This window comes from Hansschlegelia sp., from assembly GCF_035538955.1.
Classification (GTDB): domain Bacteria; phylum Pseudomonadota; class Alphaproteobacteria; order Rhizobiales; family Methylopilaceae; genus Methylopila.
The window spans coordinates 297,950-323,095 of record NZ_DATLJK010000015.1; the positions used below are offsets into that span (position 1 = coordinate 297,950).

26 protein-coding genes and 1 other RNA gene are annotated in these 25,146 nt (G+C 70.2%); 9 read left to right on the top strand and 18 right to left on the bottom strand.

Annotated elements, in window-relative coordinates:
* Positions 1 to 71 precede the first annotated feature (71 nt).
* Entirely contained in the window at positions 72 to 485 is a 414-nt protein-coding gene (rplS, locus tag VM780_RS13340; RefSeq protein WP_325448104.1) for a 50S ribosomal protein L19, read from the bottom strand.
* A gap of 72 nt (positions 486 to 557) precedes the next feature.
* On the bottom strand, positions 558 to 1,274 hold the full coding sequence (gene trmD / locus VM780_RS13345) for a tRNA (guanosine(37)-N1)-methyltransferase TrmD (protein WP_325448106.1): 717 nt from the start codon (positions 1,272 to 1,274) through the stop codon (positions 558 to 560).
* 139 nt (positions 1,275 to 1,413) lie between these two features.
* Here trmD and VM780_RS13350 point away from each other — a divergent pair, with 139 nt between their 5' ends.
* The 3 genes from VM780_RS13350 to VM780_RS13360 all read left to right on the top strand — a co-directional run bounded on the left by VM780_RS13350 (position 1,414) and on the right by VM780_RS13360 (position 3,108).
* A complete protein-coding gene (locus tag VM780_RS13350; protein ID WP_325448108.1) occupies positions 1,414 to 1,920 on the top strand; it encodes a GNAT family N-acetyltransferase in 507 nt (168 codons plus the stop codon).
* 133 nt (positions 1,921 to 2,053) lie between these two features.
* Positions 2,054 to 2,383: an antibiotic biosynthesis monooxygenase gene (locus VM780_RS13355; protein WP_325448110.1), complete on the top strand. Its 330-nt coding sequence runs from the start codon at positions 2,054 to 2,056 to the stop codon at positions 2,381 to 2,383.
* A 26-nt stretch (positions 2,384 to 2,409) separates the two neighbouring features.
* Complete coding sequence (locus tag VM780_RS13360) at positions 2,410 to 3,108, top strand: orotate phosphoribosyltransferase (RefSeq protein ID WP_325448792.1); 699 nt, start codon at positions 2,410 to 2,412, stop codon at positions 3,106 to 3,108.
* A gap of 1 nt (position 3,109) precedes the next feature.
* Here the strand turns inward: VM780_RS13360 and VM780_RS13365 are convergent, their stop codons facing one another.
* The gene (locus VM780_RS13365) at positions 3,110 to 3,820 is read right to left on the bottom strand and encodes a tetratricopeptide repeat protein (protein WP_325448112.1); all 711 of its coding nucleotides are present in this window, start codon (positions 3,818 to 3,820) and stop codon (positions 3,110 to 3,112) included.
* A 135-nt stretch (positions 3,821 to 3,955) separates the two neighbouring features.
* On the opposite strand from VM780_RS13365, the gene ggt reads away from it, so the two are divergent.
* Positions 3,956 to 5,701 carry a gamma-glutamyltransferase gene (gene ggt, locus VM780_RS13370; protein WP_325448114.1) on the top strand — a complete coding sequence of 582 codons (1,746 nt, stop codon included), beginning with the start codon at positions 3,956 to 3,958 and terminating at the stop codon, positions 5,699 to 5,701.
* 4 nt (positions 5,702 to 5,705) lie between these two features.
* Here the strand turns inward: ggt and VM780_RS13375 are convergent, their stop codons facing one another.
* The 4 genes from VM780_RS13375 to argH all read right to left on the bottom strand — a co-directional run bounded on the left by VM780_RS13375 (position 5,706) and on the right by argH (position 11,386).
* Positions 5,706 to 8,360, bottom strand: coding sequence for a TIGR02302 family protein (locus VM780_RS13375; RefSeq protein WP_325448116.1), 2,655 nt, complete (start codon positions 8,358 to 8,360; stop codon positions 5,706 to 5,708).
* Positions 8,361 to 8,448: 88 nt separating this feature from the next.
* Positions 8,449 to 9,717: a diaminopimelate decarboxylase gene (gene lysA, locus VM780_RS13380; protein WP_325448118.1), complete on the bottom strand. Its 1,269-nt coding sequence runs from the start codon at positions 9,715 to 9,717 to the stop codon at positions 8,449 to 8,451.
* A gap of 22 nt (positions 9,718 to 9,739) precedes the next feature.
* Positions 9,740 to 9,931: an LPS translocon maturation chaperone LptM gene (gene lptM, locus VM780_RS13385; protein WP_325448120.1), complete on the bottom strand. Its 192-nt coding sequence runs from the start codon at positions 9,929 to 9,931 to the stop codon at positions 9,740 to 9,742.
* Positions 9,932 to 9,976: 45 nt separating this feature from the next.
* Positions 9,977 to 11,386 (bottom strand): argininosuccinate lyase, encoded by a 1,410-nt coding sequence (gene argH, locus VM780_RS13390; RefSeq protein WP_325448122.1) that lies wholly within the window; start codon positions 11,384 to 11,386, stop codon positions 9,977 to 9,979.
* Positions 11,387 to 11,440: 54 nt separating this feature from the next.
* Between argH and tlpA the strand changes: the two genes are divergently transcribed.
* Complete coding sequence (gene tlpA, locus VM780_RS13395; RefSeq protein WP_325448124.1) at positions 11,441 to 12,085, top strand: thiol:disulfide interchange protein TlpA; 645 nt, start codon at positions 11,441 to 11,443, stop codon at positions 12,083 to 12,085.
* A gap of 4 nt (positions 12,086 to 12,089) precedes the next feature.
* On the opposite strand, the gene VM780_RS13400 is transcribed toward tlpA, so the two are convergent.
* Positions 12,090 to 13,064, bottom strand: a complete 975-nt coding sequence (locus tag VM780_RS13400; protein WP_325448126.1) for an NADPH:quinone oxidoreductase family protein — start codon at positions 13,062 to 13,064, stop codon at positions 12,090 to 12,092.
* Between the two features lie 9 nt (positions 13,065 to 13,073).
* Positions 13,074 to 13,646 carry a sigma-70 family RNA polymerase sigma factor gene (locus tag VM780_RS13405; RefSeq protein ID WP_325448128.1) on the bottom strand — a complete coding sequence of 191 codons (573 nt, stop codon included), beginning with the start codon at positions 13,644 to 13,646 and terminating at the stop codon, positions 13,074 to 13,076.
* A 230-nt stretch (positions 13,647 to 13,876) separates the two neighbouring features.
* On the opposite strand from VM780_RS13405, the gene VM780_RS13410 reads away from it, so the two are divergent.
* The gene (locus tag VM780_RS13410) at positions 13,877 to 14,434 is read left to right on the top strand and encodes an invasion associated locus B family protein (RefSeq protein WP_325448129.1); all 558 of its coding nucleotides are present in this window, start codon (positions 13,877 to 13,879) and stop codon (positions 14,432 to 14,434) included.
* On the opposite strand, the gene truA is transcribed toward VM780_RS13410, so the two are convergent.
* From truA to def, 3 genes are read right to left on the bottom strand one after another with little or no spacing between them, the layout of a single operon-like run.
* A complete protein-coding gene (gene truA, locus VM780_RS13415; protein ID WP_325448131.1) occupies positions 14,431 to 15,207 on the bottom strand; it encodes a tRNA pseudouridine(38-40) synthase TruA in 777 nt (258 codons plus the stop codon). The two genes, VM780_RS13410 and truA, sit on opposite strands and share 4 nt — an antisense overlap.
* A gap of 6 nt (positions 15,208 to 15,213) precedes the next feature.
* Positions 15,214 to 16,149, bottom strand: a complete 936-nt coding sequence (gene fmt, locus VM780_RS13420; RefSeq protein WP_325448133.1) for a methionyl-tRNA formyltransferase — start codon at positions 16,147 to 16,149, stop codon at positions 15,214 to 15,216.
* Positions 16,150 to 16,177: 28 nt separating this feature from the next.
* Positions 16,178 to 16,747, bottom strand: a complete 570-nt coding sequence (gene def, locus VM780_RS13425) for a peptide deformylase (RefSeq protein ID WP_325448135.1) — start codon at positions 16,745 to 16,747, stop codon at positions 16,178 to 16,180.
* 100 nt (positions 16,748 to 16,847) lie between these two features.
* Here def and VM780_RS13430 point away from each other — a divergent pair, with 100 nt between their 5' ends.
* The gene (locus VM780_RS13430) at positions 16,848 to 18,026 is read left to right on the top strand and encodes a DNA recombination protein RmuC (RefSeq protein WP_325448137.1); all 1,179 of its coding nucleotides are present in this window, start codon (positions 16,848 to 16,850) and stop codon (positions 18,024 to 18,026) included.
* An 8-nt stretch (positions 18,027 to 18,034) separates the two neighbouring features.
* Here the strand turns inward: VM780_RS13430 and recR are convergent, their stop codons facing one another.
* From recR to ffs, 4 genes are all read right to left on the bottom strand, one after another.
* Positions 18,035 to 18,640, bottom strand: coding sequence for a recombination mediator RecR (gene recR / locus VM780_RS13435; protein WP_325448139.1), 606 nt, complete (start codon positions 18,638 to 18,640; stop codon positions 18,035 to 18,037).
* A gap of 49 nt (positions 18,641 to 18,689) precedes the next feature.
* Positions 18,690 to 19,010, bottom strand: coding sequence for a YbaB/EbfC family nucleoid-associated protein (locus tag VM780_RS13440; protein WP_325448141.1), 321 nt, complete (start codon positions 19,008 to 19,010; stop codon positions 18,690 to 18,692).
* Between the two features lie 16 nt (positions 19,011 to 19,026).
* On the bottom strand, positions 19,027 to 20,784 hold the full coding sequence (locus tag VM780_RS13445) for a DNA polymerase III subunit gamma/tau (RefSeq protein WP_325448144.1): 1,758 nt from the start codon (positions 20,782 to 20,784) through the stop codon (positions 19,027 to 19,029).
* Positions 20,785 to 20,866: 82 nt separating this feature from the next.
* An RNA gene (gene ffs, locus VM780_RS13450) (signal recognition particle sRNA small type) lies at positions 20,867 to 20,964 on the bottom strand.
* A 69-nt stretch (positions 20,965 to 21,033) separates the two neighbouring features.
* Between ffs and nudC the strand changes: the two genes are divergently transcribed.
* The gene (gene nudC, locus VM780_RS13455) at positions 21,034 to 21,957 is read left to right on the top strand and encodes an NAD(+) diphosphatase (RefSeq protein WP_325448146.1); all 924 of its coding nucleotides are present in this window, start codon (positions 21,034 to 21,036) and stop codon (positions 21,955 to 21,957) included.
* On the opposite strand, the gene VM780_RS13460 is transcribed toward nudC, so the two are convergent.
* Together VM780_RS13460 and VM780_RS13465 are read right to left on the bottom strand one after the other, a co-directional pair.
* A complete protein-coding gene (locus VM780_RS13460) occupies positions 21,954 to 22,841 on the bottom strand; it encodes a prephenate dehydratase (protein ID WP_325448148.1) in 888 nt (295 codons plus the stop codon). The genes nudC and VM780_RS13460 overlap by 4 nt on opposite strands.
* Positions 22,838 to 23,596, bottom strand: coding sequence for a 3-deoxy-manno-octulosonate cytidylyltransferase (locus tag VM780_RS13465; RefSeq protein ID WP_325448150.1), 759 nt, complete (start codon positions 23,594 to 23,596; stop codon positions 22,838 to 22,840). The genes VM780_RS13460 and VM780_RS13465 overlap by 4 nt, the downstream gene beginning before the upstream one ends.
* A gap of 231 nt (positions 23,597 to 23,827) precedes the next feature.
* On the opposite strand from VM780_RS13465, the gene VM780_RS13470 reads away from it, so the two are divergent.
* Positions 23,828 to 25,120 (top strand): cytochrome c family protein, encoded by a 1,293-nt coding sequence (locus VM780_RS13470; RefSeq protein WP_325448151.1) that lies wholly within the window; start codon positions 23,828 to 23,830, stop codon positions 25,118 to 25,120.
* Positions 25,121 to 25,146 lie beyond the last annotated feature (26 nt).

A 25,146-nucleotide genomic window follows, 5' to 3' on the forward strand; every position in this document is an offset into this window, starting at 1 on the left:
CCAGCCTGAAACGCCAAAGGGCGCGGCCGAAGCCGCGCCCTTTGAGGAAGCACCAGTAGGCTGCGCCTAGGTTACTTGGCGGCTGCGGCCGCGCCCTTGTTCTTCGAGGCCAGAGCCTTCTGGCTGCGGTCCTGCTTCTCCACGATGCGGGCCGACTTGCCGCGGCGCTCGCGCAGATAATAGAGCTTGGCGCGCCGCACCTTGCCGCGGCGGACGACCTTCACGCTGTCGATCAGCGGCGAATAGAGCGGGAAGACACGCTCCACGCCTTCGCCATACGAGATCTTGCGCACGGTGAAGCTCTCGTTCAGGCCGCCGCCCGAGCGCGCGATCACCACGCCCTCATAGGCCTGTACGCGGACGCGCTCGCCTTCCTTGACCTTGACGTTGACCGTCACGGTGTCGCCGGGCGCGAATTCCGGAATCTGCCGCTTCTCCGCGACAGCCTGCATCTGCTCGCGATCGAGCTGTTCGATAATGTTCATGCCGTGGTCTCCGCGTCACCCGCATGGCGGGGCGCACGAGAGTTTTGAGGATCTCGTGATGTGGCGCGGCTATTACTCGGTTTGCGCGGGTTTGTCGACGGTCCCGGCGACATATTTCGCCCAGAGATCGGGGCGGCGGGCGCGCGTGTCTCGCAGCGCGGCCGCCCGGCGCCAGCGTCGGACCGCGGCGTGATCGCCGCTCAAAAGCTCCTGCGGGATTGATCGACCTTCAAATTCGCGGGGCCGGGTGTATTGCGGATGCTCCAGCAGCCCGCCCTCGAAACTCTCATCGTCGCCGGAAGCGGCGTCCCCCATCACGCCCGGCAGCAGACGCACGCAGGCGTCGAGCAGCAGCAGGGCGGCGGCCTCGCCTCCCGACAGCACGACGTCCCCGACCGCCACCTCCTCGAGCGCCCGCGCCTCGATCACCCGCTGGTCCACGCCTTCGAACCGCCCGCAGACGAGCGTCACGCCCGGACCGGCCGCAAGCTCGCGAACCCGCGCCTGTTCAAGCGGCCTCCCGCGAGGCGTCAGGAGAATCCGGGGGCATGGGCCGGTTTGCCGCTCAGCGTCATCGATCGCGGCCGCGAGGACATCCGCACGCATCACCATGCCGGGGCCGCCGCCCGCGGGCGTGTCGTCCACCGACGCATGCCGGTCGAGGGCATGCGCCCGGATGTCGCGCGCCTCCAGCCGCCAGGCGCGGTCGAGCGCGCGGCCGGCGAGCGCATGGCCGAGCGGGCCCGGAAACATCTCGGGATAGAGCGTGAGAATGGTGGCGCGCCACATCGGAAAACAACGCAGATCAAATGGATTTACGTCCCTATGCAGCCGTTTCGCGGCCGGCGTCCACACTTTCGGACGAGAAGCGTTGGCCGGAGCGTTTCCGTGCTTGTCCGGACGCGAAGCTGCGGCTTACTCTCATCCGGTGAGCACAGTCGCCATCGAGATCCGGCCTGCGCATGCTGACGACGCCGCTTCGATCGCCGGCGTTCACGACTCGGCCTGGCGCAACGCCTATCGCGGCCTGATCCCCGGCCGAGAGCTGGAGCGGATGATCGAGCGGCGCGGCCCGTCATGGTGGTCAGGCGCGATTCGCCGCGGCAGCCGCGTCAGCCTGCTGATCTTCGCCGGCGAGACCGTCGGCTATGCGAGCTCCGGCCGCAACCGCGCCTCGTCGCTCGCGGTCGGCGGCGAGGTCTACGAGCTTTATCTCAAACCGGAATATCAGGGCCTCGGCCTTGGACGGCGGCTGTTCTCGGCCGCCCGCAGCGAGCTCGCCGCGCGCGGGCTCTCCGGCGCGGCGGCCTGGTCTCTGGCCGGCAACGACCCCGCCTGCGGCTTCTACGCCAGGCTCGGCGGCAAGCTCGCCGCCCGCGGCGTCGAGCATTTCGGCGACATTACGCTCGAGAAGTTCGCCTATGTCTGGCGGTAGGCCTCGCGGCCGCCATTGGCCTTCAGGCCTCGATCATAAAACCTGAGCGGCGGCGACGTCGCCGCCGAACCTTTGCGCGCCGCCTCGGGCGCGCTAGAGGTGGCGCGAGCCGCCACGTCTCGGGAGAGCCTCCATGTTCGTCGCTATGAACCGCTTCAAGGTGTTCGCGAAGGACGCCGAGGCTTTCGAAGCCGTATGGCGCGATCGCGACCGCCACCTGAACGAGGTTCCGGGTTTCGTCGAGTTCGCGCTCCTCAAGGGCCCGGAGGCCGAGGACACCGTGCTCTACGCCAGCCACACGATCTGGCGTTCGCGCGCGGACTTCGAAGCCTGGACGCGATCGGAGGCGTTCCGCGCCGCCCACCGCAGCGCAGGCGACAACAAGCCGATGTACGCCGGCCATCCCCAGTTCGAGGGCTTTGAGTCCGTGCTCGTCGAGAAGAAGCAGAAAGACGCCGCGTGAACGACGCTTTTTACCGGATCGGCCGCATGAACGAGCCTGCGCTTCCCTCCCGAGACGACATCGGCCGCCGCGTGGCCCGGATGATGCTCGAAGTCGGCGCCATCCACGTGCGGCCCGAGGAGCCCTTCATCTTCACCTCCGGCTGGGCAAGCCCTGTCTACACCGACTGCCGCAAGCTCATCTCCTACCCCCGACTGCGCCGTCAGCTGATGGATGACGCCGCCGCCACCATCCTGCGGGAGGTCGGGTATGAGAGCCTCGACGCGGTCGCAGGCGGCGAGACCGCGGGCATTCCGTTCGCGGCCTGGATCGCGGAGCGGCTCATGCTTCCGATGCTCTACGTCCGGAAGAAGCCCAAGGGCTTTGGCCGCAACGCCAGGATCGAAGGCGCGGTCACCGAAGGCGCTCGCACGCTGCTGATCGAGGATCTCGCGACCGACGGGCGCTCAAAGGTCGCCTTCTGCGAAGCGCTGCGCGAGGCGGGGCAGGTGGTCGAGCACGCCTTCGTGGTCTTCCATTACGGCATCTTCCCCGAGAGCCGCGCCACGATGGAGCAGATCGGGGTCAAGTTCCACGAGCTTGCGACCTTCTGGGACGTGCTGGCGGTCGCCAAGGAGGATGGAAAGATCGATGCGGCGAAGCTCGCCGAGGTCGAGGCTTTCCTGAACGAGCCCGCGCGGTGGTCCGCCGCTCACGGCGGCGCTTCGACCTTCGGCGCGAGCTGACTCAGGCGGCCGGCTTCGCCTTGACGGTCTTGCCGATCGTCGTGGGGTCCTGACGCTTCAGGCTAAGGACCAGCGCGAGATTGGCGCGGACGTCATCGCCCGCCTTCGGGCTCGCCGCCGCCTGCTGAAGCGCCGCCTCCGCCTTGGGAAGTTCCTTCGTGAGCGCGTAGGACAGGCCGAGATTGGAGAGGACCGACGGTTCGCCCGGCGCGATCTTGAGCGCCGCCTCGTAGTAGCCGCGCGCATCGCCGCTGCGGCCGAGCTGGTCCAGAATGGCGCCCTGAGCGTTCAGGATGCGCCAGTCGGGACTGTCGGGCGTATGAGCGCGCTCCAGCACCGCCATCGCGTCGTCGAGGCGACCGACGTCCGCGAGCGCTCGACCGTAGGCCCCGAGAATCTGCTTCTGCTGGGGATGCTTGATGCTCGCGGATTCGAGCACAGCGAGAGCCTGCGCCTTCTGCCCGAGCGCCCGCAATGCGAGGCCATAGCCGTAGGCGGTGGACGCGTCGCCCGGGTCTTTCTGGTAGGCCGCGCCGTAGGACGAAGCGAGCTGCCGCCACCGCGCTTCGCGCTGCTCCGGCGTGACCTCGCGCGACGCGCTCGTCTTCATGATCGAACCGGTGACGTCCCGATCCGCCATGCAGCCGCTCAGGGCGACCGCCAGGGTCGCGGCGGCTAGGCCGCGGATCAGGAATGAGGTGCCGACCGGCATGAACAGGCTCCGTCTCAGCGCGCGAGCAAGTCAGACGGTGATAATTCGTTAACCCTAACATGTGGTTAACAGTCATCGTCCGACTTGCCGAGCCGCGGCGCCGGCCCATCATCGCGAGAGCGGAAAGAGGACGCCATGCAGCGCCGGAACATCCTTGCCCTGGCCCTCGTGCTGTCGGTCACGGGAGCGCTTGCGCAGGAGGCGCCGCCCCCGGCCCGCACAGCGCCGGAGATCGCGACCGGCTTTGCGCCCAAGCCGCTGGTCCGCGCGCACCGCTGGATGGCGGCGGTCGCCAATCCGCACGCGGCCGCCGCGGCGGCCGAGATGCTGCGCGCAGGCGGAAGCGCGGTCGACGCGGCGATCGCCGCGCAACTCGTGCTCGGCCTGGTGGAGCCGCAATCGTCAGGTCTCGGCGGCGGCGCGTTTTTGGTCGTCTGGGACGCCGCGCGCAAGGACCTGACGACGCTCGACGGCAGGGAGACCGCTCCCGCGGCTGCGACGCCGTCGCTGTTTCAGGACGAGCGCGGCGAGCCGCTCGCCTTTATGGACGCGGTGGTCGGCGGCCGATCCGTGGGGACGCCCGGAACGCCGCGATTGCTCGAAGCGGCCCATCGCCGCTTCGGTAAGCTCTCGTGGGCTCGCTTGTTCGGCCCTGCGCTGGCGCTCGCCGAAGAGGGCTTTGACGTCTCGCCGCGGCTCGCGACCCAGATCGCAGCCGATGCGCCGCGTCTCACCCGCAACGCGGCTGCTCGCGCTTACTTCCTGCCGGCGGGCAGACCGCTCGGAGCCGGCGATCGGCTGAAAAACCCCGCTTATGCGGAGACGCTGCGGACGCTTCGCGACGACGGAGCGGACGCCTTCTACAAGGGCGCGATCGCGGCCGACATCGTGTCGACCGTCCGCAACGCGCCGAACCCCGGAGGCTTGGCGGCCGAGGATCTCGCCGGCTACCAGGCGATCGAGCGGCCTGCGGTCTGCGGCGGCTACCGGGGCTATCAGGTCTGCGGAATGGGGCCGCCCTCCTCCGGAGGCGTGGCGCTCGCCGAAATCCTCGGTCTTCTCGAGCCGACCGACCTTGCGGCGCTTGGCCCGAACAGCCCGAAGGCCTGGCGGCTGATCGGCGACGCCTCTCGCCTCGCCTTCGCCGATCGGGACCGTTACCTCGCCGACCCCGCCTTCATCCCTCAGCCAACGGCGGGGCTGCTGGCGCGCGACTACCTTCAGGAGCGGAGCCGGCTGCTGAGCGGCGCACGCGCCCTGCCTAGCGTCGAGGCCGGCTCGCCCAAGGGCACGCGCGCGGAAAACTTCACGCCTGACGCCGCGATCGAATTTCCCGGAACGAGCCATCTGTCGATCGTGGATGCGGAGGGGAACGTCGTTTCGATGACGACGACCATCGAGGCCGGCTTTGGCTCACGGCTCATGACGCACGGTTTTCTGCTCAACAACGAGCTGACCGATTTCTCTTTTCTGGCCGAGCGGGAGGGTCGCCCGGTCGCAAACCGCGTCGAGCCGGGCAAGCGGCCGCGCTCCTCGATGGCGCCCACGATCGTGCTGAAGGACGGCCGCCCGACGCTCGCGATCGGCTCGCCGGGGGGCAGTCAGATCATCGGCTTCGTGGTGAAGGCTCTCGTCGCACATCTCGACTGGCGCATGGATGTCGCGAGCGCCATCGCGCTGCCGAACATGCTGAACCGGAACGGGCCGTTCGAGCTCGAACGGGGCACGGCCGCCGAAGCCCTGGCGGCACCGCTGCGTGACCTCGGCTACGAAACGCGGCTCACCGATCTGACCTCCGGGCTCCAGGCGATCGTGATCACGCCGGACGGGCTCGAGGCCGCCGCCGATCCGCGGCGCGAGGGCGTTGCGGTCGGGGAGTGACGTCTCAGGGCGCCAGCAGCCGCTCCAGATAGTCGAGCTCCTCGCGTGAGCGGTCAGTGTCGCCAAGCCGGCGGCGCAGCTCGTCCAGCACGCGCCGCGCCCGCTGGGCGTCGATCTCGCCCGGAACCTTGGTGGTCTGACCATCGCTCTCGCGGCGTCGCGACGGGCGGCCGAGCGGATCGTCGTCGCCATTGCCTTCTTCGCCGTTCCGCGCCCGCTGCTGACCTTGCCGGCCCTTCTGGCCCGGCTGCTGGCCCTCGCCGTCCATGGCTTCCGCCATGGCCTGCGCGCCCTTGCGCATGTTCTCCAGCGCCTGTTGCTGCTGATCCAGCGCCTGACCGGTCTGGCCCTCGCCGAGCGAACCCTGCGCCTGCCCCATGCTCTTCCCCGCCTGACCCAGCGCGTCGGAGCCCGGCTGTTCGCCCTCTCCCTGCCCCGGCTGCTGACCCGGAGCCTGCTGCTGGCCCTGTCGCTGGCCTTGCTGCTCGTCGCCCTCCTGGCCCTGCTGCTGGCCCTGCTGCATCTCCTTGGTCATCTGGTCGAGCTGCTGGCGAAGCCGCTTCTGCTGTTCGGCGAGCTCGCGCATCGCCTGCTCGCCGTCCTCACCTTGCTCCTTCCGCCGCTGTTGAGGCTGGCCGCGCAGGTTTCGGTCCGTCTGCTGGTTCCGCCGGTACTGCTGGAAGGTCTTGTCGCGCAGCTTGCTCTGCTCGCGGATCATATCCTGCAGCTTGTCCAGACGCTCCTGCTGCGCCTGCGCGTTCGGATCCGACTGCTGCTGCCCGTTCTGGAGGTTCTCGAGCATGTTGCGCAGCTCCGCGAGCGCCTGTTTGGCGGCGTCACGCGAGCCCTGCTTGGCGAGGTTCTCCATGCGGTCGATCATGTTTCGGAGGTCCTGCGGGCGGACCTCCTGCGCGCCGCGCTGGCCGTCGCGCGGCGGACTCTGAGGCTGCTGCCGCGCCTGTTGGGCCATCTCGCGCATGAACTTTTCGAGCGCCTGCCGGAGATCCTGGGTGAGCTTCTGGATCTCCTGCTCGGAGGCGTTGTTCTCGAGCGCCTTGCGCAGCGCCTCCTGCGCGGCGCGAAGCTCGCGCTCGGCGTCGGGCAGGTCGCCGTCCTCGATGCGCAGCGCGATCTCCCAGAGGTAATCGGCCGCGCCGCGCAGTTCGTCGTCGCTCAGGGCGTTCTCGAGCCGGCGGTACGCGGTGGTCAGGCCCAGATAGACCGCCGCCTGCGGCGTGAACTCTTCGGGAAACATCATCAGCGCACGCAGCGCCTGCAGCACGTTGGGCTTGGCGTTGGCGTCGGACGCCAGGATCCGGCGCTGCTCGACCAGCGCGCGCGCCAGCGGCTTCTTGAAGCTCCGCGCTGGCAGCCGGATCTGGAGCGACTGGCTCTTGCCTTCCTGCCCGGCCTCGTCCCGGGCGTAGAGCGTCATGGTCGCCTCGGCGCCGGCGAAAGGATGCTCCATGACGTCGAGCGGCGTCTCCGCGCGGCCCTCGCGCGCCTTGGCGCGGGGCAGCGCCAGCGCGACCCGGGGCGCCTCGTAGAGCGGCCGCGCCGCAGGCGTGGGCGCCGTGTCCTCCCCGGAGGCCCTCCCATGGGGCTTCGGCGGCTCCCGCTTCAGTTCGAACCGGGCCTCGGCGGCGGCGACGCCATAGTCGTCCCTCACCTCGTAGGCGATCGTCGCGCTTCCGCGCGCGTTCAGTTCGGGCGCGCCTGCGAGCTTGATCGCCGGCGGCGCATCGGGGATCGCCGCGAACCGCCAAACCCGATCGGGCGCGCCCGCCGCGGCGATCTTCAACTCGGCTTCGCCGCCCAGCCTGAACCGCCGCTCCGTGACGCCCTCAGGTTGCTTCTCCTGAGATTCAACCGGTTCGGCGCCGCCGCTCGCCGCGATTTCGGCGGTCCCGCCCGCGGCTCGCACCACGATGACCGAATTCTGCGGCGCGCGGATCGTCTCGATCTCCCCGGGAGCCGCCTCTGCGGCCGGCTCGTCCTTCGCGCCCTGCCGCGCGGTCAGGAAGATCGGCGGACGCCCGGTATAGGCTGGCGGCGCCAGCCAGGCGTCGATCCGCACCGGCACGACGTCCGCCGCCGGGCTCCGCCAGTCGAACGCCGCGAGCACTCGATCGCCACGGTCGGAGCCCGCGCAAGCGAACGCCGCGACCGCGACAAGGCCGAGAAGGAAGCGCAGCGCGTAAGGATCGCGCGCCGCAAGCCGCGGAGCCGGCGCGCCGACCCGCAGACGGTCGGCCTCCTCCGCGTTCCTCTGCTGGTGAGCGCGCCAGAGAGCGCGCGTGAGCGGGTCTTCGCCGGCCCCGGAGAGCGAGTCGTCGAGGCTGGTGGCCGGCCGATGGGCGACGCCGCTCTCGCGGTCGACCCTGTTGAGCGCCGCTCGGCGATCAGGCGCCGCGGCTCTGACGAGCGGCGCGAGCGCGGCGGCGATGCCCAGCGCGAACAGCGCAACGCCCGCCATGCGGCCGAGCGGCGGCAGCGCATCCCACACGCCGAGCCAGGAGACTGTGAGAAACAGCAGCACCACGGCGAGCGCCGCGGCGAGCCACGGCCAGGCGCTCTCCCAGAGCAGCGCAAGACGCGCCCTCCGGACGAGCGCCTCCAGTCGGGATTCACGCGGCGCGCCGCGCTCTTCGATCGCCAATCCGCCGGTCTCCGGCCCCCGCCGAGAACGCCCCGGCAACGATGTTATCATGGACCGCAGGACGGGCCAGCACCGATGGCGTTCCGGATCAGGCTAGCCAGTCCGGGACGCGGTCCAGTGCGATCAGATCCTCGATGGAGGGCCGCGGCCGTATCACCGCGTAATGCGGGCCATCAACCAGCGTCTCGGCCACCAGCGGGCGCGAATTGTAGGTCGACGCCTGGACCGCCCCGTAGGCTCCGGCGGTCATCACCGCCAGCAGGTCGCCGGGCTTCGGCAGCGGCATCTCGCGGTCGAGCGCAAGATAGTCGCCCGTTTCGCAGACCGGCCCGACCACGTCCACGCGCGCCCGCGGCGCGTCAGGCGCCGGCTGCGTCACCGGCCAGATCTCGTGATGCGCCTCATAAAGCGTCGGCCGGATCAGATCGTTCATGCCGGCGTCGACGATCACGAAGGTCTTCTGTGCGCCTTGCTTCACATAGATGACGCGGGTGAGCAGGATGCCGGCGTTTCCGACGATCAGCCGCCCCGGCTCGAAGATCAGCCTGGCGTCGATGCCGGCCGTGAGCCGCTTCACCATCTCGGCGTAAGCCGCCGGGAGCGGCGGCGGCTCGTTGCTGAGCCGGTACGGAATGCCGAGGCCGCCGCCGAGATCGACGTGGTGGATCGCGTGCCCGTCGGCGCGGAGCTCGCCCACGAAGTCGACGAGCCGCGCAATTGCGCGCTCGAACGGGTCGAGGTCGGTGATCTGGCTGCCGATGTGCATGTCGACGCCGGCGATCGCGACGCCCGGCATGGCTGCGGCCTCGGCGTAGACCCGGCGGGCGGCGTCGAGCGGAATCCCGAACTTGGTCTCCGCCGAACCGGTCGAGATCTTAGCGTGGCTCTTGGCGTCCACGTCCGGATTCACCCGAAGCGCGACCGGCGCCCTGAGCCCCTTCTGCTCCGCGATCTGTGACAGCAGCCGCAGCTCGGGTTCGCTCTCGACGTTGAAGCAGAGAATGCCGGCTTCGAGCGCGGCCGCGAGTTCCTCAGCGGTCTTGCCGACGCCCGAGAAGGTGATCCGGTCTGCGGGCGCGCCGGCGTGGAGCGCTCGCGCCAGTTCGCCGCCCGAGACCACGTCCATGCCCGCGCCGAGCCGCGCGATCGTCGCCAGCACCGCCTGGTTCGAGTTCGCCTTCACGGCGTAGCAGACGAGATGGTCGACGCCTGCGAAGGCTTCGGCGAACACCCGGACGTGCCGGGTCAGCGTCGCGGTCGAATAGACGTAAGTCGGCGTGCCGGCCTCGGCGGCGATGCGCTCGAGCGGCACGCCTTCGGCCCACAGGGCGCCGTCGCGGTAGTCGAAATGGTGCATGTCGGATGGACCGTCGCGGCGATCAGTTCAGCAGGCCGTCGAGCGCGAAGGGCCGCTGCGGCTTCTTCGGACGCTTGTCGGGCTTGCCTTGAGAGTTGGGCACGGTCTCGAACTGGGTGCCGGGGGGGAATTCCGGATCGCCCTTCTTGCCGCACGCGGAAAGCGCCATGGCGACGGCGAGCAGTGCGGCGACGGCGATGGTGCGGCTCGACACGACTTTCCCCCTAACGCACTTCGTGCGGCCTTCGACGCCCGAGAGCTACGCCTTCTTTTCCAGCGCAGAAAGCTGTTTCGCAAGCGTCCGGCGCCAGCGCGCCGCCTGCCGACGGACATTGGCGGGCGCCGTGCCGCCATAGCTGGTGCGGCTGCGGACCGAATTCTTCACGCCAAGCACGCCGAACACCTCGTCGGTGATCCGCGGCTCGATCTCCTGCATGACCGAGAGCGGCAGCTTCTCGAGCGCGACCTTGCGCTCGGCGGCCGCCGCGACGACCCGGCCGGTGACGTGATGCGCCTCGCGGAACGGCATGCCGAGCGCCCGCACCAGCCAGTCGGCAAGGTCGGTCGCAGTGGCGTAGCCGGCCCCCGCTGCGCGCCGCATGGCGGCCACGTCGGGCGTCATGTCCGTCACCATGCCGGCGGTCGCCGCGATGCAGAGGTCGAGCGTGTCGAGCGCGTCGAACAGGCCCTCCTTGTCCTCCTGCATGTCCTTCGAATAGGCGAGCGGCAGTCCCTTCATCACCGTGAGCAGCCCGACGAGCGCGCCGACGACGCGGCCGGACTTGCCGCGCACCAGCTCGGCCGCGTCCGGGTTGCGCTTCTGCGGCATGATCGAGGAACCGGTCGAGAACCGGTCCGAAAGCCGCACGAAACCGAACTGCGGCGTCGACCAGAGCACGATCTCCTCCGCGAAACGCGACAGGTGGCCGGCGCAGATCGAGGCCGCCGCCAGCGTCTCGAGCGCGAAGTCGCGGTCGGCCACGGCGTCGAGGGAGTTCGCCGTCGGCCGGTCGAAGCCAAGCGCCTTCGCGGTCATCTCCCGATCGATCGGAAAGGAGGTGCCGGCGAGCGCGGCGGAGCCGAGGGGCGACTCGTTGAGGCGCTTGCGGGCGTCCGCGAGCCGGCCGCGATCACGACCGATCATCTCCACATAGGCGAGCAGATGATGGCCGAAGGTGACCGGCTGCGCGCTCTGCAGGTGGGTGAAGCCCGGCATGACGTCGCCGGCGTGCGCCTCCGCCTTCTCCACCAGCGCCTGCTGCAGCCGCAGCAGCGAGGCGCCGAGCGCGTCCAGGGCGTCGCGGACGAACAGGCGGAAGTCGGTCGCGACCTGGTCGTTGCGCGAGCGCGCGGTGTGCAGCCGCCCGGCGGCCGGCCCGACGATCTCGGCGAGCCGGCTCTCGACGTTCATATGGATGTCTTCGAGGGCTCGCGAGAAGGTGAAGCGGCCGCTCTCGATCTCGGCGAGCACCTGGTCCAGACCCTCGGCGATCGCGGCGGCGTCTTCCTGCGTGACGACGCCTGTCGCGGCCAGCATGGCGACGTGGGCCTTTGAGCCGCGGATGTCCTGGGCGTAGAAGCGGCGGTCGAAATCGATCGACGCGTTGATCGCCTCGAGGACCGCGTCCGGCCCCTCGGCGAAACGGCCGCCCCACATCGCGTTGCTCATCGTCTGTCGCGTTCCTGGCCGGCTCCGGCGCCGCGCCGATCGAGGTTGAAGTCCATGTCCGAACCGTCGGCCCGGCCGCGCCGCGCCTACGCCCGATGGGGCGTCGTCGCCGTCGTTCTCGCTCTTGGAGCGGGCGCGCTCGCCCTATACGGGATCGGGGGCCGGGACAAGGCCGCGGCCTGCGAAGCGCGGCCTGAGACGCTCGCGGCGATCAACGCCGCTGCGGTCGGCGAGCTTGCGGGAGTCGTCACGCCCGCCGCGCCGCGCGCGCTTCCCGCCGTCTCCTTCAAGGACGCGAACGGCGCCGATCTCGGTCTTGAGCGGTTCCGCGGCAAAATCGTGCTGCTGAACCTGTGGGCGACCTGGTGCGCGCCCTGCCGGCGCGAGATGCCGGCGCTCGACGCGCTCGAGAAGCAGAGGGGCGGCGCCGACTTCGCAGTCGTGCCGGTTTCGCTCGATCTCGGCTCGACGGACAAGCCGAAGGCTTTCCTCAAGGAGATCGGCGCGCAGAACCTGCCGCTCTACGCCGATCCCTCCGGCAAGATGCTTCAGGCGATGAAGTCGGTCGGGCGCGGCAGCGGCCTGCCCACGACGCTGATCCTGGACCGGACCGGCTGCGAGATCGGCTATCTGCCGGGCCCCGCCGAGTGGGCGAGCGCGGAGGGGCTGAAGCTGATCGACGCGGCGCTCGGGAAGTAGACGCTCAGGGCCTGACCAGGATCTTGCCGCGGGCCTCCCGGCGGGCGAGGCGGGCGATCGCTTCCGGCGTCTCGGCGAGCGGCAGCACGGCGTCGACATGCGCGGAGATCTGGTCGTCCACCGCCCAGTCGAACAGCCGCGCGAGCTCCGCCGCATGCGCCTGCGGCTCACGCCGGGCGTGCTCGCTCCAGAACACGCCGCGGATGTCGGCGCCCTTCAGCATCGGCAGGTTGAGCGGCAACTTTGGAATGTCGCCGGCCGCGAACCCGATCACCAGCAGCCGTCCACGCCAGGCGAGCGCCCGAACCGCCTGCTCTGTGAACGCCCCGCCGACCGGATCGTAGACCACGTCCACGCCCGCGCCGCCGGTGAGCTCCTTCAGCCGGTCCTTCAGATCCTCGCACGAATAGTCGATCGTCTCGTCCGCGCCGCGCTCACGGGCAAAGGCGAGCCGGTCAGCGGATGACGCGCAGGCGATGACGCGCGCGCCGAGAAGCTTGCCGATCTCCACAGCCGCCAGTCCGACGCCGCCGCTGGCCCCCAGCACGGCCAGCGTTTCGCCCGGTCGGAGTTCGCCCCGGTCGGCGAGCGCGTGCAGCGTGGTGCCGTAGGCGATGATGAGCCCGGCGGCGCGGTCGAGATCGAGCTCTTCCGGCACCAGGGTCAGCGCTTCCGGGCGCGCCACCACCTTCTCCCGGCAGCCGCCATACCCGAGATACCCGGCGACCCGATCGCCGATCGTCAATCCCTCGACCCTCGAGCCGACCGCGGAGATCCAGCCGGAGACTTCGCCCCCGGGTGAGAACGGCAAGGTCGGGCGGGTCTGGTACTTGCCCTGGATGATCAGCGTGTCGAAGAAGTTCAGAGCCGCATAGGCGACGTCGATGACCACCTCGTCATGCCCGGGCTCCGGGTCCGGCAGGTCGACGAGTTGCAGGCGCTCGGGCGGTCCGAGCTCGACGCATGACACGGCTTTCACAGGGGATCCTCAGGTGGCGTCCAGGACGCCGTCGGACTCGAGCTTCCGGCGCAGCCGCCCGAAGGCGAGGCGGATGCGGGACTTCACGGTGCCGAGCGGCAGACCGGTGACGGCGGCGATTTCGCTGTGCGACCGACCCTCGTAGAAGGCGAGCCTGACGAGCGAGCTCTGCTCCGGCGGCAGGACGCCCATGGCGCGGCGGACGAAATCTTCCCTCTCCCGCGCCCCGAGCGATTCGTCCGGCCGCGGAGCGTCGTCGACCATGGCGACCACCTGGTCGAGATCGAGGCTTGCGCCCCGTCCGCGCCGAAGCAGATCGATGCGCCGGTTGCGTGCGATCCGGTAGAGCCAGGTGCCTACGGACGACTTTGCGGGATCGAACAGATCGGCCTTCCGCCAGAGCACGAGCATCGCGTCCTGCGCAATCTCCTCGGCGGTCGAAGGGTCGGCGCCCAGCCGGCGGAGATAGACGGCGAGCCGCGGCGCATAATGGTCGAACAGCGCCGCGAAAGCGTCGCGATCCCGGATCTCTGCGACCCGGGCGACGAGCAGCGCCATTTCGGAGGAGCGGTCTGACGACATCACTGTTTCGCGACACCTGCCGGCCAGCGGCTGGACGTTCTGCGCCGAGCCGCACTAAAGCACGACCTCCTCGCTGAGGCTAACCTGTGTCGCATGGTCGAATTTTCTAAACTTTTCGACGTAATCTCATGCGCGACATACGGCCTCCGCCCCAGATGCGCCTTCGCGACGCGCCCACTCTTCGACGCGAGGCGGCCTGAGAGCCGCGCGCCTGAACCGAAAGCGACGCCATGACCGACCGCCTCCGCCTTGCTCTCCTGTTCGCTGCTGGCCTCGCCGTTTGCGGGAGCGACGGCGCGCTGGCTCAAGGCGCGCCGGCGGGCGTGCAGCCCAGCCAGCTGGGTGAATTCAAGGACTGGAACGCTTATGCGGCCCCGGTGAAAGGCGGCAAGGTCTGCTACGCGCTCGCCACGCCCGAAAAGGGCCGGCGACGCTCCGCCAATCCGCCTGCCGGCGCGTACTTCTTCATCTCCAACAGGCCCCAGGACGGCGTCGTCAACGAGGTCAGCGTGATGCCGGGCTTCGCCCTCAAGCCGGAAAGCCAGGTCGAGCTCGGTGTCGACGACGCCAAGTTTACGCTGTTCGTGCGGGGCGACGGCGCCTTCATGAGCTCCAACGAGGAGCAGCAGGCGCTGGTGAACGCGATGCGAGAGGGCCGCAAGGACATGACGGTCAAAGCGGTTCCGGCGCGTGGCCGGCCGGCGACGCAGAGCTATTCGCTCGCGGGCATTTCGGCTGCCCTCGACAAGATCAACGCCGAATGCCGACCGACGGCGAAGGCGCGCTAGGCCGCGGGGCCCTGGCCGGCGTCCGGATGATCCGCCGGGTAATCCACCTGCACGAGCGTTAGCCCGTCGGGCGGCGCGACCGGGCCGCAGGCGGTCCGATCCGCCCGAGCGAGCGCGGCCGCCAGCTCGTCTGCGGTCCATCGACCGAGGCCGACCTGGACGAGCGAACCCGCCATGGACCGCACCTGATTGTGCAGGAACGAACGCGCGTTCGTGCTGATCAAAACCGCATTCCCTGAGCGCTCGACGTCGAGGCGGTCGAGCGTGCGCATCGGACTCGAGGCCTGGCAGGCTGCGGAGCGGAACGTGGTGAAATCGTGCCTGCCGAGAAGCCGCTTTGCGGCCGCGTCCATCGCCGCGACGTCGAGCGGCTTGGGAACGCGCCAGGCGCGACCGAGATCGAGCGTCAGCGGGGGCCGCCGGTCGACGATTCGATAGACGTAGTGCCGGCGGATCGCCGAGAATCGGGCGTCAAACGCCTCCGAGACCTCTGACGCCTCCAAGACGGCCGCCGGCTGCGGTCGCAGATGCGCGTTCGTGGCGTCGCGCAGCACGTCCGGCCGGACCCTGCGTGACAGGTCGACATGCGCCACCTGCCCGGAAGCATGAACGCCGGCGTCGGTGCGCCCGGCGCCCTTGACGCTTACAGACTCCCCCGTGAACGCGGCGATCGCGGTCTCGAGGGCCCCCTGCACGGACGAGCCGTTCGCCTGGCGCTGCCAACCGACGAAGGGCCGGCCGTCATACTCGACGATCAAGCGGTAGCGTGGCATCGCGCGTCAGCCGAGCCGCACGCCTGCATCGAGCCGGGCGCCGTTCAGGAAGGCGCCCGCGTCGACCGGGGCCTTGCCGGCGCGCTGCAGCAGCAGAAGCCGCACCGCGCCCTCCCCGCAGGCGACCGTCAGCCGGTCGTCGATGAGGTCGCCCGGCGCGCCTGCGCCTTCGGCGCGGGTCGAGCGGAGGACCTTGACGCGCTCCGGGCCACGGGGACCGGCGAGTTCGAACCACGCGCCCGGAAAGGGCGACAGCCCGCGTATCTGATTGTGCACGATGGCGGCCGGGCGGCTCCAGTCGATGCGCGCCTCGGTCTTGTCGATCTTGGCCGCATAGGTGACGCCGTCCTGGCCCTGCGGCCGGAAGACGAGGCTGCCGCGCTCCAGCCCGCCGATCGCGCGACCCATCAGGTCGGCGCCAAGCGCGCGGAGCCGGTCGTGCAGTTCGCCGGCCGTTTCGTCCGGACCAATCGCGACGCGCTCGGCAGCCGCGACCGGTCCGGTGTCGAGCCCTTCCTCCATCCGCATGACCATGACGCCCGTCTCTGCGTCGCCGGCCATCACCGCGCGCTGGATCGGCGCCGCGCCGCGCCAGCGCGGCAGCAGGGAGGCGTGCAGGTTGAGGCAGCCGAGCCGGGGCGCGTCCAGCGCCGCCTTCGGCAGGAGCAGCCCGTAGGCGACCACCACCGCGGCGTCCGCCTCATGCGCGGCGAACGCTTCGAGCGTCTGCGGGTCGCGCAGCGTTCGCGGCGTGTAGACGGGAAGATTGAGGCTCTCGGCGAAGCGATGAACCGGCGTCTTGGTCAGATCCATGCCGCGACGACCCGCCGCCTTCGGCGCGCGCGTATAGACCGCGGCGATCTCATGGCCCTGACCCACGAGTTCCGAAAGCGTCGGCACGGCGAAGTCCGGCGTGCCCATGAAGACGAGCCGCAGCGTCATTCCACCGCGCCCGCTCGCAAGGCCCCGCTCAGGACGCGACCGGCTCTGGCTCGCGCCGATCGCGCTCCCGCTTCGGGAACGACGGCAGTTCGCCCAACGCCCGCGCCTTCTCGAACTTGCGCGTCACGCGGTCGCGCTTGAGGCGCGAGATGTAGTCGATGAACAGCACGCCGTTCAGATGGTCGATCTCATGCTGGACGCACACCGCGAGCAGGCCGTCGGCCTGAAGTTCCTGCGGCCGCGCCTCGAGGTCGAGATAGCGCACCGTCACCCGGGCCGGCCGCTCCACCTCCTCGAAATACTCCGGAATGGAGAGACAGCCCTCGTCGTAGACCTGGCGCTCCGTCGAGGCTTCGACGATCTCCGGGTTGATCAGCACGAGCGGCTGCGGCTCCTCGTCCTGCCCGGCGAGATCAATCGTCACGACGCGCTTCTGCACGCCGATCTGGATCGCCGCGAGCCCGATGCCGGCCGAATCGTACATCGTGTCGAACATCGATTGGACGAGCGCCTTCACCTCGGCGTCGCTTTGCGCCACGGGGGCGCTCACGAGCCTGAGCTTCGGGTCGGGCAGATAAACGAGCGGCGCGACTGCCATGTCTCAACATAGGTGCGTGCGGAAGGTCAGAGACCGCCGATAGGACCTTGCGTCCTGTACGTCAACATGTTCATTATTTGTTCTGCTTACAAGGACTGCCATGACTGATCAGGTCCTCTTTGTCCTCGGTGGCCGCGCCGTGACCTCCGGCGAAGCGCTGGCGGGGCTTGGCGCCGCTGCGGTGGCCGCCTTGTGCCTGCTGCTGATCACGCTGTTGCGCGCCGGAGCCGCTCGGCGGGCCGAGGCCCGCGAGGCTGCGTTCCGCGCCGAGGAGGCCGATCGCCGGCTCGCCGCCGTCGAGCGGATGCAGTCCGAGGCGGTGGGGCGGCTGCAGGCGTTCGCTTCCGCGCTCGGCGCGCGGCAGGCCGACCTCGCGCGCGGCGTGGCGGAGCGGCTCGACGCCGTCGGCGCGCGGGTCGGCGACGGCTTGGCGGCGAACGGGCAGGCGACCGCCGAACAGCTCGCGCGGCTCGAGGCGCGGCTCGCGGTGATCGACGCCGCAGGCGCGAGCATCGGCGCGCTCGCCGGTCAGGTGACGGACCTCAAGGCGATCCTCGCCAACAAGCCGGCCCGCGGCGCGTTCGGGCAGGGCCGTATGGAGGCCATTCTCAAGGATGCGCTGCCGCCCTCAGCCTGCGCCTTCCAGGCGCAGCTCTCGACGGGCGTCAGGCCTGACGCGCTGATCCGGCTGCCCGGAGACGACCGTCCGCTCGTGATCGACGCGAAGTTCCCGCTCGAAGGTTTCGAAAGGCTGCGCGCGGCCGACGGGGCGGACGCCCAGAAGGCCGCTGAGGCGCGGGTGCGCGGCGACGTCGGCAAGCATGTCGCGGACGTCGCCGCCAAATATCTGCTGCCGGGGGAGACCCAGGACGTCGCGCTGCTGTTCGTGCCGTCGGAGCAGATCCACGCCGAGCTCGCCGAGCGCTTCGAGGATGTGGTGGCGCGCGCCCACCGGGCGCGTGTGCTGATCGTGTCTCCCTCGCTGCTGATGCTGGCCGTTCAGGTCGTGCAGGGGCTGACGCGCGACGCCGCGATGCGCGACCAAGCCCATCTGCTGCAGGCGGAGGTCGGCCGGCTTCTCGACGACGTCCGGCGCATCGGCGAGCGGGTCGAGAAGCTGAAGGCGCATTTTGGCCAGACCGTCAGCGATCTCGACCAGATCGCGATCTCGGCCGAAAAGATTTCCCGGCGCGGGGCCCGGCTTGAGCAGATGGAGCTCGGCGTCGCGCCGGCGGCCGAGACGCTGCCGAACCCGCTGCGCCGCGAGGCGGCGGAGTAGGCGCGGCCTCAGAACGTCGTACGGCTCCGGATCGCCGCCGCAAGCGTGCCGTCGTCGAGATAGTCCAGCTCTCCGCCGACTGGCACGCCGTGGGCGAGCCGGGTCACTTTCACGTCGGCGTCGGCGAGCAGATCGGTGACGTAGTGGGCGGTGGTCTGTCCCTCGACCGTGGCGTTCACCGCGAGAATCACCTCGCGCACCTCCGCGGCCCCGGCGCGATCGGCGAGCGTCGCGAGGTTCAGATCCTCCGGGCCTCGGCCGTCAAGCGGCGACAGCGTGCCGCCGAGCACGTGATAGCGCGCCGACACCGCGCCCGAGCGCTCGAGCGCCCAGAGGTCGGACACGTCCTCGACGACCACGATGGTCGCGCCGTCGCGGCGCGGATCACGGCAGATCGCGCAGGGATCCTGGGTGTCGACGTTTCCGCAGACCGAACAGGTCGTGACGCGCTCGCATGCGAGCCGCATCGCGTCCGACAGCGGCTCAAGCAGCTTGTCCTTGCGGGTGAGCAGGTGCAGCGCCGCCCGGCGGGCTGAACGCGGGCCAAGGCCCGGCAGCTTGCCCAGGAGCTGGATCAGGCGCTCGATCTCGGGGCCGGCGGCGGTGCGGGACATCAGGGTGAGGGGCTCGTCCGTCCCGCAACGGCCGGGAGGTACAGAAAACTCAGAACAGTTTCATCCCGGGCGGGATCGGCAGGCCGGCGGTGAGGCCCTGCATCTTTTCCTGCGCGGCGGCTTCGGCCTTGCCGCGCGCGTCCGCGTGGGCCGCCACCAGAAGGTCTTCGAGGATCTCAGCCTCTTCGGGCTTCAGCAGGCTCGGGTCGATCTTCACGCTCCGCAGGTCGCCCTTGGCTGAGAGCGTCACGCGCACTGCGCCGCCACCGGATGCGCCCTCGACCTCGATGCGCTCGAGTTCGGCCTGGGCGTCCTGCATCTTCTGCTGGAGCTCCTTGGCCTTCGCCATCATACCCATGAGGTCGCGCATAGGCGCTCCTTCCGCGTCAGAACTCGTCGTCGTCTTCGACCGCAGGTAGGGCGTCGCTTTCCGCCGCGTCAAGCTCGGCGTCCGCCGCCTGCGCGCGCGGCCTCACGTCGACGATAACGGCGCCCGGCATGCGATCGAGGATCGCCCGGACATGGGGGTGGGCCTGGATGCCGGCAAGCCGCGCCGCGGCCTCGGCGTCGGCGCGCTCACGCAATGTCGGCGCCCCGTCGCCGGCGGCCACCGCCACCATCCAGCGCGCGCCGGTCCATTCCTGCAGCTTCTTCGAGATCGCGCCGGCGAGGTCAGGCGGCGCGTCAGCCGTCGGCTGGAACTCCAGAACCTCGTCCTCGAACCGCACGACGCGCACCTGCCGCGTCAGCGCGTCCTGCATGAGGATGTCGCGGTTCTTCGCCGCGAGCGCGACGAGATCCTCGAAGCGCTGCAGCCGCACCGTCGGCTGCGCCTCGGCCCGCGGCGCGGCTTGGGCGGCCTCAGGCGCACGCGCGAAATCCCGCGCGGCGGCGAGCGCCGGCCCGCCCCGCGAGGGCGCCATCGGCTCAGGCGCGCGCGGCCCCCCTGAGGGACCGCTCGGTCCCGGATCGCGCGGCGCGGGCTGGCCGCCTTCGGAGAGCGTGCGCAGCAGTTCGTCGGGCGTCGGCAGGTCGGCCACATAAGCGAGCCGCACCAGAACCATGTCGGCGGCCTGCGCGGGCTTCGGGGCGGCCTGCACCTCGGGCACGCCCTTCAGTAGCATCTGCCAGGCTCGCGAGAGAGACCGCATCGACAGCCGCTCGGCGAAATCGCGGCCGCGATTGCGCTCGCTTTCGCTCAGCGCCGGATCGTCCGCCGTCTTTGGCGCGATCTTAATGCGGGTGACGAGATGCGTCGTCTCGGCGAGGTCCGCCAGCACGGAGGCCGGGTCGGCGCCGGCCGCATGCTGGGCGTGAAAGGCGTCCAGCGCAGTTCCCGCGTCGCCGCTCATCACCGCCTCGAACAGATCGAGCACGCCGGCGCGGTCGGCGAGGCCCAACATGCCGCGCACGGCGGCGGCCTCGACCCGACCCTCGCCATGCGCCATCGCCTGGTCGAGCAGCGACAGCGCGTCGCGCACCGAGCCCTCGGAGGCCCGCGCGATGACGGCGAGCGCCTCGTCCTCGATCGCGACTTCTTCGGCCGCGCAGACGCGCGTCAGGTGCGCGGACATCTCGTCGGCCGCCACCCGCCGCAGCGCGAAGCTCTGACAGCGCGACATGACGGTCACCGGAACCTTGCGGATTTCGGTCGTCGCGAAGATGAATTTGACGTGCGGCGGCGGCTCTTCGAGCGTCTTCAGGAAGGCGTTGAAGGCGCTCGTCGACAGCATGTGCACTTCGTCGATGATGAACACCTTGTAGCGCGCCGTGACGGGCGCGTAGTGCACCGTCTCCAGGATCGCGCGCACGTCGGCGACGCCGGTGTGGGAGGCCGCGTCCATCTCGACCACGTCGACATGGCGCGATTCCATGATGGCTTCGCAGTGCACGCCGAGTTCGGAAAGATCGGTGGTCGGACCGCCGGTGCCGTCGGCGCGCTCGTAATTCAGCGCCCTCGCCAGGATGCGCGCCGTCGTGGTCTTGCCGACGCCGCGGACGCCCGTGAGAATCCAGGCCTGCGCGATGCGGCCCGACGAGAACGCGTTGCGCAGCGTGCGGACCATCGGCTCCTGGCCGATCAGGTCCTCGAAGCGCTGCGGGCGGTATTTGCGGGCAAGGACGCGGTAAGGAACAGCGCTCATGCGGCCCGGCGCTCCGGGTCGGCGGCGGAGAGAGAGGCGCCGGCCGTCGCCGTCATCACGCGGGCGCCTCGTCGTAGAGAAGGGTGGGAGGTCGGACGACGACCCGTATCGGTCTCGTTGGGGCTGCTTCCTTTCGGACCTGACCCGGTTGGCGAGGGACACGTCCACCGCCAACCTCCCGACCCTATATGGGCCACCGCGCCGCCCCGATGCAAGCCGCGCGACTCTTCATTCGGGATTCCCAGAGTCATGGCCCAGGACGCGCCCTTCGCCGATCAGCCGGATCTCGGCTATGCGGGCTTCGCGCTCGACCGCCTCGGCGACGGTCGCAACGATCCTGAGGTCGTCGCCGCCGAAGCACGGAGCCCGGCGCGCCGAACGGCGCTGCTCGCAGGCGACAGGCTCGCGCTGAGGCCCGCTGCGGATGGCGCTCTCCGCCTGCTGTTCGATCAGGCGGAGGCGGCCCGGCTCGGCGCGGGCGACCCGCAGATCTTCCTCGGCCGGTCGCCCGATGGGCCGGTCTTCGCCGCGACGGTGTCGGAGGACGCGGTCGCCGATGGCGTCGCGCTGGAGGACCTGCGGGCGCTCGCAAGCGACGGCCGGCTCTCGGCCCCGGATCTCGCGCTCGCCGGCTGCGCCAAAAGCCTGCTCTCCTGGCACGCGCGGCATCGCTTCTGCGCGAATTGCGGCGCAGCCACCGCGCCGGCCGCCGGCGGCTGGCGGCGAGACTGCCCGACCTGCGGCGCGCATCATTTTCCCCGCGTGGACCCGGTGGTGATCATGCTGGTGACGCGCGGCGACCGCTGCCTGCTCGGGCGGCAGCCACGGTTTCCGGCAGGCATGTGGTCGTGCCTCGCGGGCTTCGTGGAGCCCGGCGAGACGCTCGAGGAGGCGGTGCGGCGCGAGACGCTCGAGGAAGCCGGCGTCGCCATCGGCCGCGTGAGCTACGAACTGTCGCAGCCCTGGCCGTTCCCCTCGCAGCTCATGGTCGGCATGCGGGCCGAGGCGCTCGGCGAGGAGCTGCGGCCCGACTACGCCGAGCTCGACGACGCGCGCTGGTTCGACCGGAAGGAAGCGGCGGCGATGCTGGAGCGCCGCCACCCGCAAGGCTGGTTCGCGCCGCCGTCGGCGGCGATCGCACATCACCTGCTGCGGCGGTTCGTGAGCGGCTAGCGCCCGCCTTTCGCCTGCGCCTTCTCGGCCTCGGCGAGCCGCGCCGCGATGCGGAACTCGTGCGCGCGGTAGACGCCCAGGATCGCGAGCTCGCTCGAGAAGAAGGCAAGCTCGTCGAGCGCCCGCTTGAGCGCCGGGTCATCCGGATGGCCCTCGACGTCGGCGTAGAACTGGGTGGCCACGAAGGCGCCGTCGAGCTGGTAGCTCTCGAGCTTCGTCATGTTCACGCCGTTGGTCGCGAAGCCGCCAAGCGCCTTGTATAGCGCGGCCGGAATGTTGCGCACCTTGAACACGAAGGTCGTGACCGTCAGCCCGTCGCCGGCCGGGGCCCAGTCCTTCCGCCGCGAGAGGATGAGGAAGCGCGTGGTGTTGTTCGCAAAATCCTCGATATCGGCCGCAAGGATCTCGAGCCCGTATTCCGTGGCGGCGAGCGGCGATGCGATCGCAGCGCGGCTCGGGTCGCGCGCCTCCGCGATCTCGCGCGCCGAGCCGGCGGTGTCGGCGCCGATAACCGGCGTCAGCCCGAGCTCGCGGAGCTTGCGCCGGCACTGCCCAAGCGCCTGAACGTGGCTCTGCGCGGTCCGGACCGTTTTCAGCGTCGCGCCCGGCGCGGCCAACAGCTGATGATGGATCGGCATGAAGTACTCGCCGACGATGTGGAGCTGCGCGGTCGGCATCAGGTGGTGAACGTCCGCCACACGGCCGTTGGCGGAGTTCTCGATCGGGATCATGCCGAGCTCGGCGGCGCCGGAGGCGACCGCGTCGAGCGCGTCCTCAAAGCTCGCGCAGGGGACCGCCTCCATCCCGGGATAGACCTGGGCGCAAGCCATGTGGGAGTTCGCCCCCGGCTCGCCCTGATAGGCGATCTTGCCCTGCCCGCTCACTGGCCAGCCCCCGCCATGATCTCTCTTGCGCGTTCGAGGTCTTCGGGCGTGTCGACGCCGAGCGGGACGACATCCACCGCGACGGCGTCGATCCGCATGCCGGCCTCGAGCGCCCTCAGCTGCTCGAGCTTCTCGCGCCGTTCGAGCGGCGACGGCGGCAGCCGCACGAAGCGCTCGAGCGCCGCCCGCCGGTAGCAGTAGAGTCCGATGTGATGGTAGAGCGGCCCCGGCCCCGAAGGCGCCGTCGCGCGCGTGAAATAGAGGCAGCGGAAGCGCCCGGGCGCGACCTCGGCGCCGACCATCTTGACGACGCTCGGCGCGGTCTTCTCCTCCTCGCGGCGGATCTCGGCGACCAGCGTCGCGATCTCGACCTCCGGGTCCTCGAGCGGCGCCAGGCTCTTGCGGATCGCCTGCGGGTCGAGCGTCGGCAGGTCGCCCTGGACGTTGACCACGAGGTTGAAGTCGCGATCGGGATCGACCGCGGTCAGCGCCTCGTAGATGCGGTCGGAGCCGGAGGCGTGGTCGGCGCGCGTCAGCACGGCCTGGCCGCCGACGCGCGCGACCGCCTCCGCGACGGCGGCCGAATCGGTCGCCACCACCACCGGCCCGACGCCGGCCTCGCGCGCCCGCCGCCAGACATGCGCGATCATCGGCTCGCCGGCGATCTCCGCGAGCGGCTTGTTCGGCAGCCGGGTCGCCCCAAGACGCGCCGGGATCAGCACAAGCGGACGCAGCGGCCCGCGCACGGTCGGCATCGAAAATGCACTCTGGAGGGGCCCGGCCGCGCCTGTCCGGGCCGTCATGGCGCCAAGGTTTAAAGCGTCGCGGTCATAGCCGAGTTGCGGGCGTTCGGCAAAAGCGGCTAGCGTCGCGCGCCTTTGGGGAAAGCCCTGCGGTTTGACTATGTCGATCAGCCTTTTTGGAGCACGCCTAACCGCGCGGAGCAGCGGGGGGCGCTCTCCGGAGACCGATAAGCCGGAGCCGATATGAACGCGTATGAACTCAACAAAATCGCAGGCGCGATTCTTGGGACGCTGACCGTCATTCTGGGCGTGAACGCGATAGCCCACGGCCTTTTCCACGAGGAGAAGCCGGAAAAGCCCGGCTATGACGTGGTTGTGAAGGACGAGAAGAGCGGCGGCGGCGGCGAGGCCGCCTCGAAGGGCGCCGGTGGCGACTTCCATGTCCTTCTCGCCTCGGCCGACCCTGCCAAGGGCGAGCAGGTCGCCAAGCGCTGCGGCGCCTGCCATTCCTTCGGCAAGGGCGAACCCGCCAAGATGGGGCCGAACCTTTACGGCGTCGTCGGCGCGAAGCACGCTCACATGGAGGGCTTCGGCTATTCGGACCCGATGAAGAAGTCGGGCGGGAACTGGGACTTCGACTCGCTCAACAAGTGGCTTGAGGATCCCAAGGCCTACATCCCGGGCACCACGATGGCCTTCGCGGGCATCAAGAGCCCCGAAGAGCGCGCCAACCTCGTCGCCTATCTGAATAAGAACTCCGACGCGCCGAAGCCGCTCCCGAAGGACGCCGGCAGCAAGCCCGACGACAACGCTCCCGGCGGGCAGAAGGCGCCTGGCGACCAGACCGGCGCGGAAGGTTCGGACAAGGCGGTGGCCAAGGCGACCGGCGCCGGAGACGTCGAAGCGAAGGTCGCAGCGGCCGATCCGGCCAAGGGCGAGCAGATTTCCAAGCGCTGCTCCGCCTGCCACTCCTTCGGCAAGGGCGAGCCCGCCAAGGTGGGCCCGAACCTCTACGGGGTGGTCGGCGCCAAGCACGCCCATCAGGAGGGCTTCGGTTATTCGGACCCGATGAAGAAATCCGGCGGGAACTGGGACATCGCCTCGCTCGACAAGTGGCTCGAGAATCCGAAGGCGTACATTCCCGGCACCACGATGGCGTTTGCGGGCATCAAGAACCCGGACGAGCGCGCCGCTCTCATCGCCTATCTGAACAAGAACTCCGACAATCCGCAGCAGCTCTCCGGCGGCGCCGCGCCCGCTCCGGCCGCGACTCCCGCCCCGGCGACGCCTGAGGCGAAGAAGCCGGCGAACGAGCAGTCCGGCGGCGACCAGGAGCAGGCCAAGCCCGCGCCGGCTGCCGAGACCCCGCCCGCGGCGGCCCCGGCCCCCGAAAGCAAGCCGGCCCCGGCTCCGGCAGACCAGGCCGCTCCGGCCCCGAGCCCGGCGCCTGCGCCATCCGGGACGGAACCGTCCGCTCCGGCTCCGGCTCCTGCGACTCCGGCCGCGCCGCCCGCAGACGCGCCGAAGCAGCCGTGACGGCAGGCGATTGACGCAACGACTGG

Coding starts and splice junctions, on each gene's coding strand:
- ggt (WP_325448114.1), top strand. CDS start 3,956: ATGCAGCGCCGGAACATCCTTGCCCTGGCCCTCGTGCTGTCGGTCACG.
- VM780_RS13405 (WP_325448128.1), bottom strand. CDS start 13,646: ATGTCGTCAGACCGCTCCTCCGAAATGGCGCTGCTCGTCGCCCGGGTC.
- fmt (WP_325448133.1), bottom strand. CDS start 16,149: ATGACGCTGCGGCTCGTCTTCATGGGCACGCCGGACTTCGCCGTGCCG.
- lysA (WP_325448118.1), bottom strand. CDS start 9,717: ATGCACCATTTCGACTACCGCGACGGCGCCCTGTGGGCCGAAGGCGTG.
- VM780_RS13440 (WP_325448141.1), bottom strand. CDS start 19,010: ATGCGCGACCTCATGGGTATGATGGCGAAGGCCAAGGAGCTCCAGCAG.
- trmD (WP_325448106.1), bottom strand. CDS start 1,274: ATGTGGCGCGCCACCATTCTCACGCTCTATCCCGAGATGTTTCCGGGC.
- VM780_RS13355 (WP_325448110.1), top strand. CDS start 2,054: ATGTTCGTCGCTATGAACCGCTTCAAGGTGTTCGCGAAGGACGCCGAG.
- nudC (WP_325448146.1), top strand. CDS start 21,034: ATGGCCCAGGACGCGCCCTTCGCCGATCAGCCGGATCTCGGCTATGCG.
- VM780_RS13430 (WP_325448137.1), top strand. CDS start 16,848: ATGACTGATCAGGTCCTCTTTGTCCTCGGTGGCCGCGCCGTGACCTCC.
- recR (WP_325448139.1), bottom strand. CDS start 18,640: ATGTCCCGCACCGCCGCCGGCCCCGAGATCGAGCGCCTGATCCAGCTC.
- argH (WP_325448122.1), bottom strand. CDS start 11,386: ATGAGCAACGCGATGTGGGGCGGCCGTTTCGCCGAGGGGCCGGACGCG.
- VM780_RS13445 (WP_325448144.1), bottom strand. CDS start 20,784: ATGAGCGCTGTTCCTTACCGCGTCCTTGCCCGCAAATACCGCCCGCAG.
- truA (WP_325448131.1), bottom strand. CDS start 15,207: ATGCCACGCTACCGCTTGATCGTCGAGTATGACGGCCGGCCCTTCGTC.
- VM780_RS13365 (WP_325448112.1), bottom strand. CDS start 3,820: ATGCCGGTCGGCACCTCATTCCTGATCCGCGGCCTAGCCGCCGCGACC.
- def (WP_325448135.1), bottom strand. CDS start 16,747: ATGGCAGTCGCGCCGCTCGTTTATCTGCCCGACCCGAAGCTCAGGCTC.
- tlpA (WP_325448124.1), top strand. CDS start 11,441: ATGTCCGAACCGTCGGCCCGGCCGCGCCGCGCCTACGCCCGATGGGGC.
- VM780_RS13465 (WP_325448150.1), bottom strand. CDS start 23,596: ATGCCGACCGTGCGCGGGCCGCTGCGTCCGCTTGTGCTGATCCCGGCG.
- VM780_RS13360 (WP_325448792.1), top strand. CDS start 2,410: ATGAACGAGCCTGCGCTTCCCTCCCGAGACGACATCGGCCGCCGCGTG.
- VM780_RS13410 (WP_325448129.1), top strand. CDS start 13,877: ATGACCGACCGCCTCCGCCTTGCTCTCCTGTTCGCTGCTGGCCTCGCC.
- rplS (WP_325448104.1), bottom strand. CDS start 485: ATGAACATTATCGAACAGCTCGATCGCGAGCAGATGCAGGCTGTCGCG.
- VM780_RS13470 (WP_325448151.1), top strand. CDS start 23,828: ATGAACGCGTATGAACTCAACAAAATCGCAGGCGCGATTCTTGGGACG.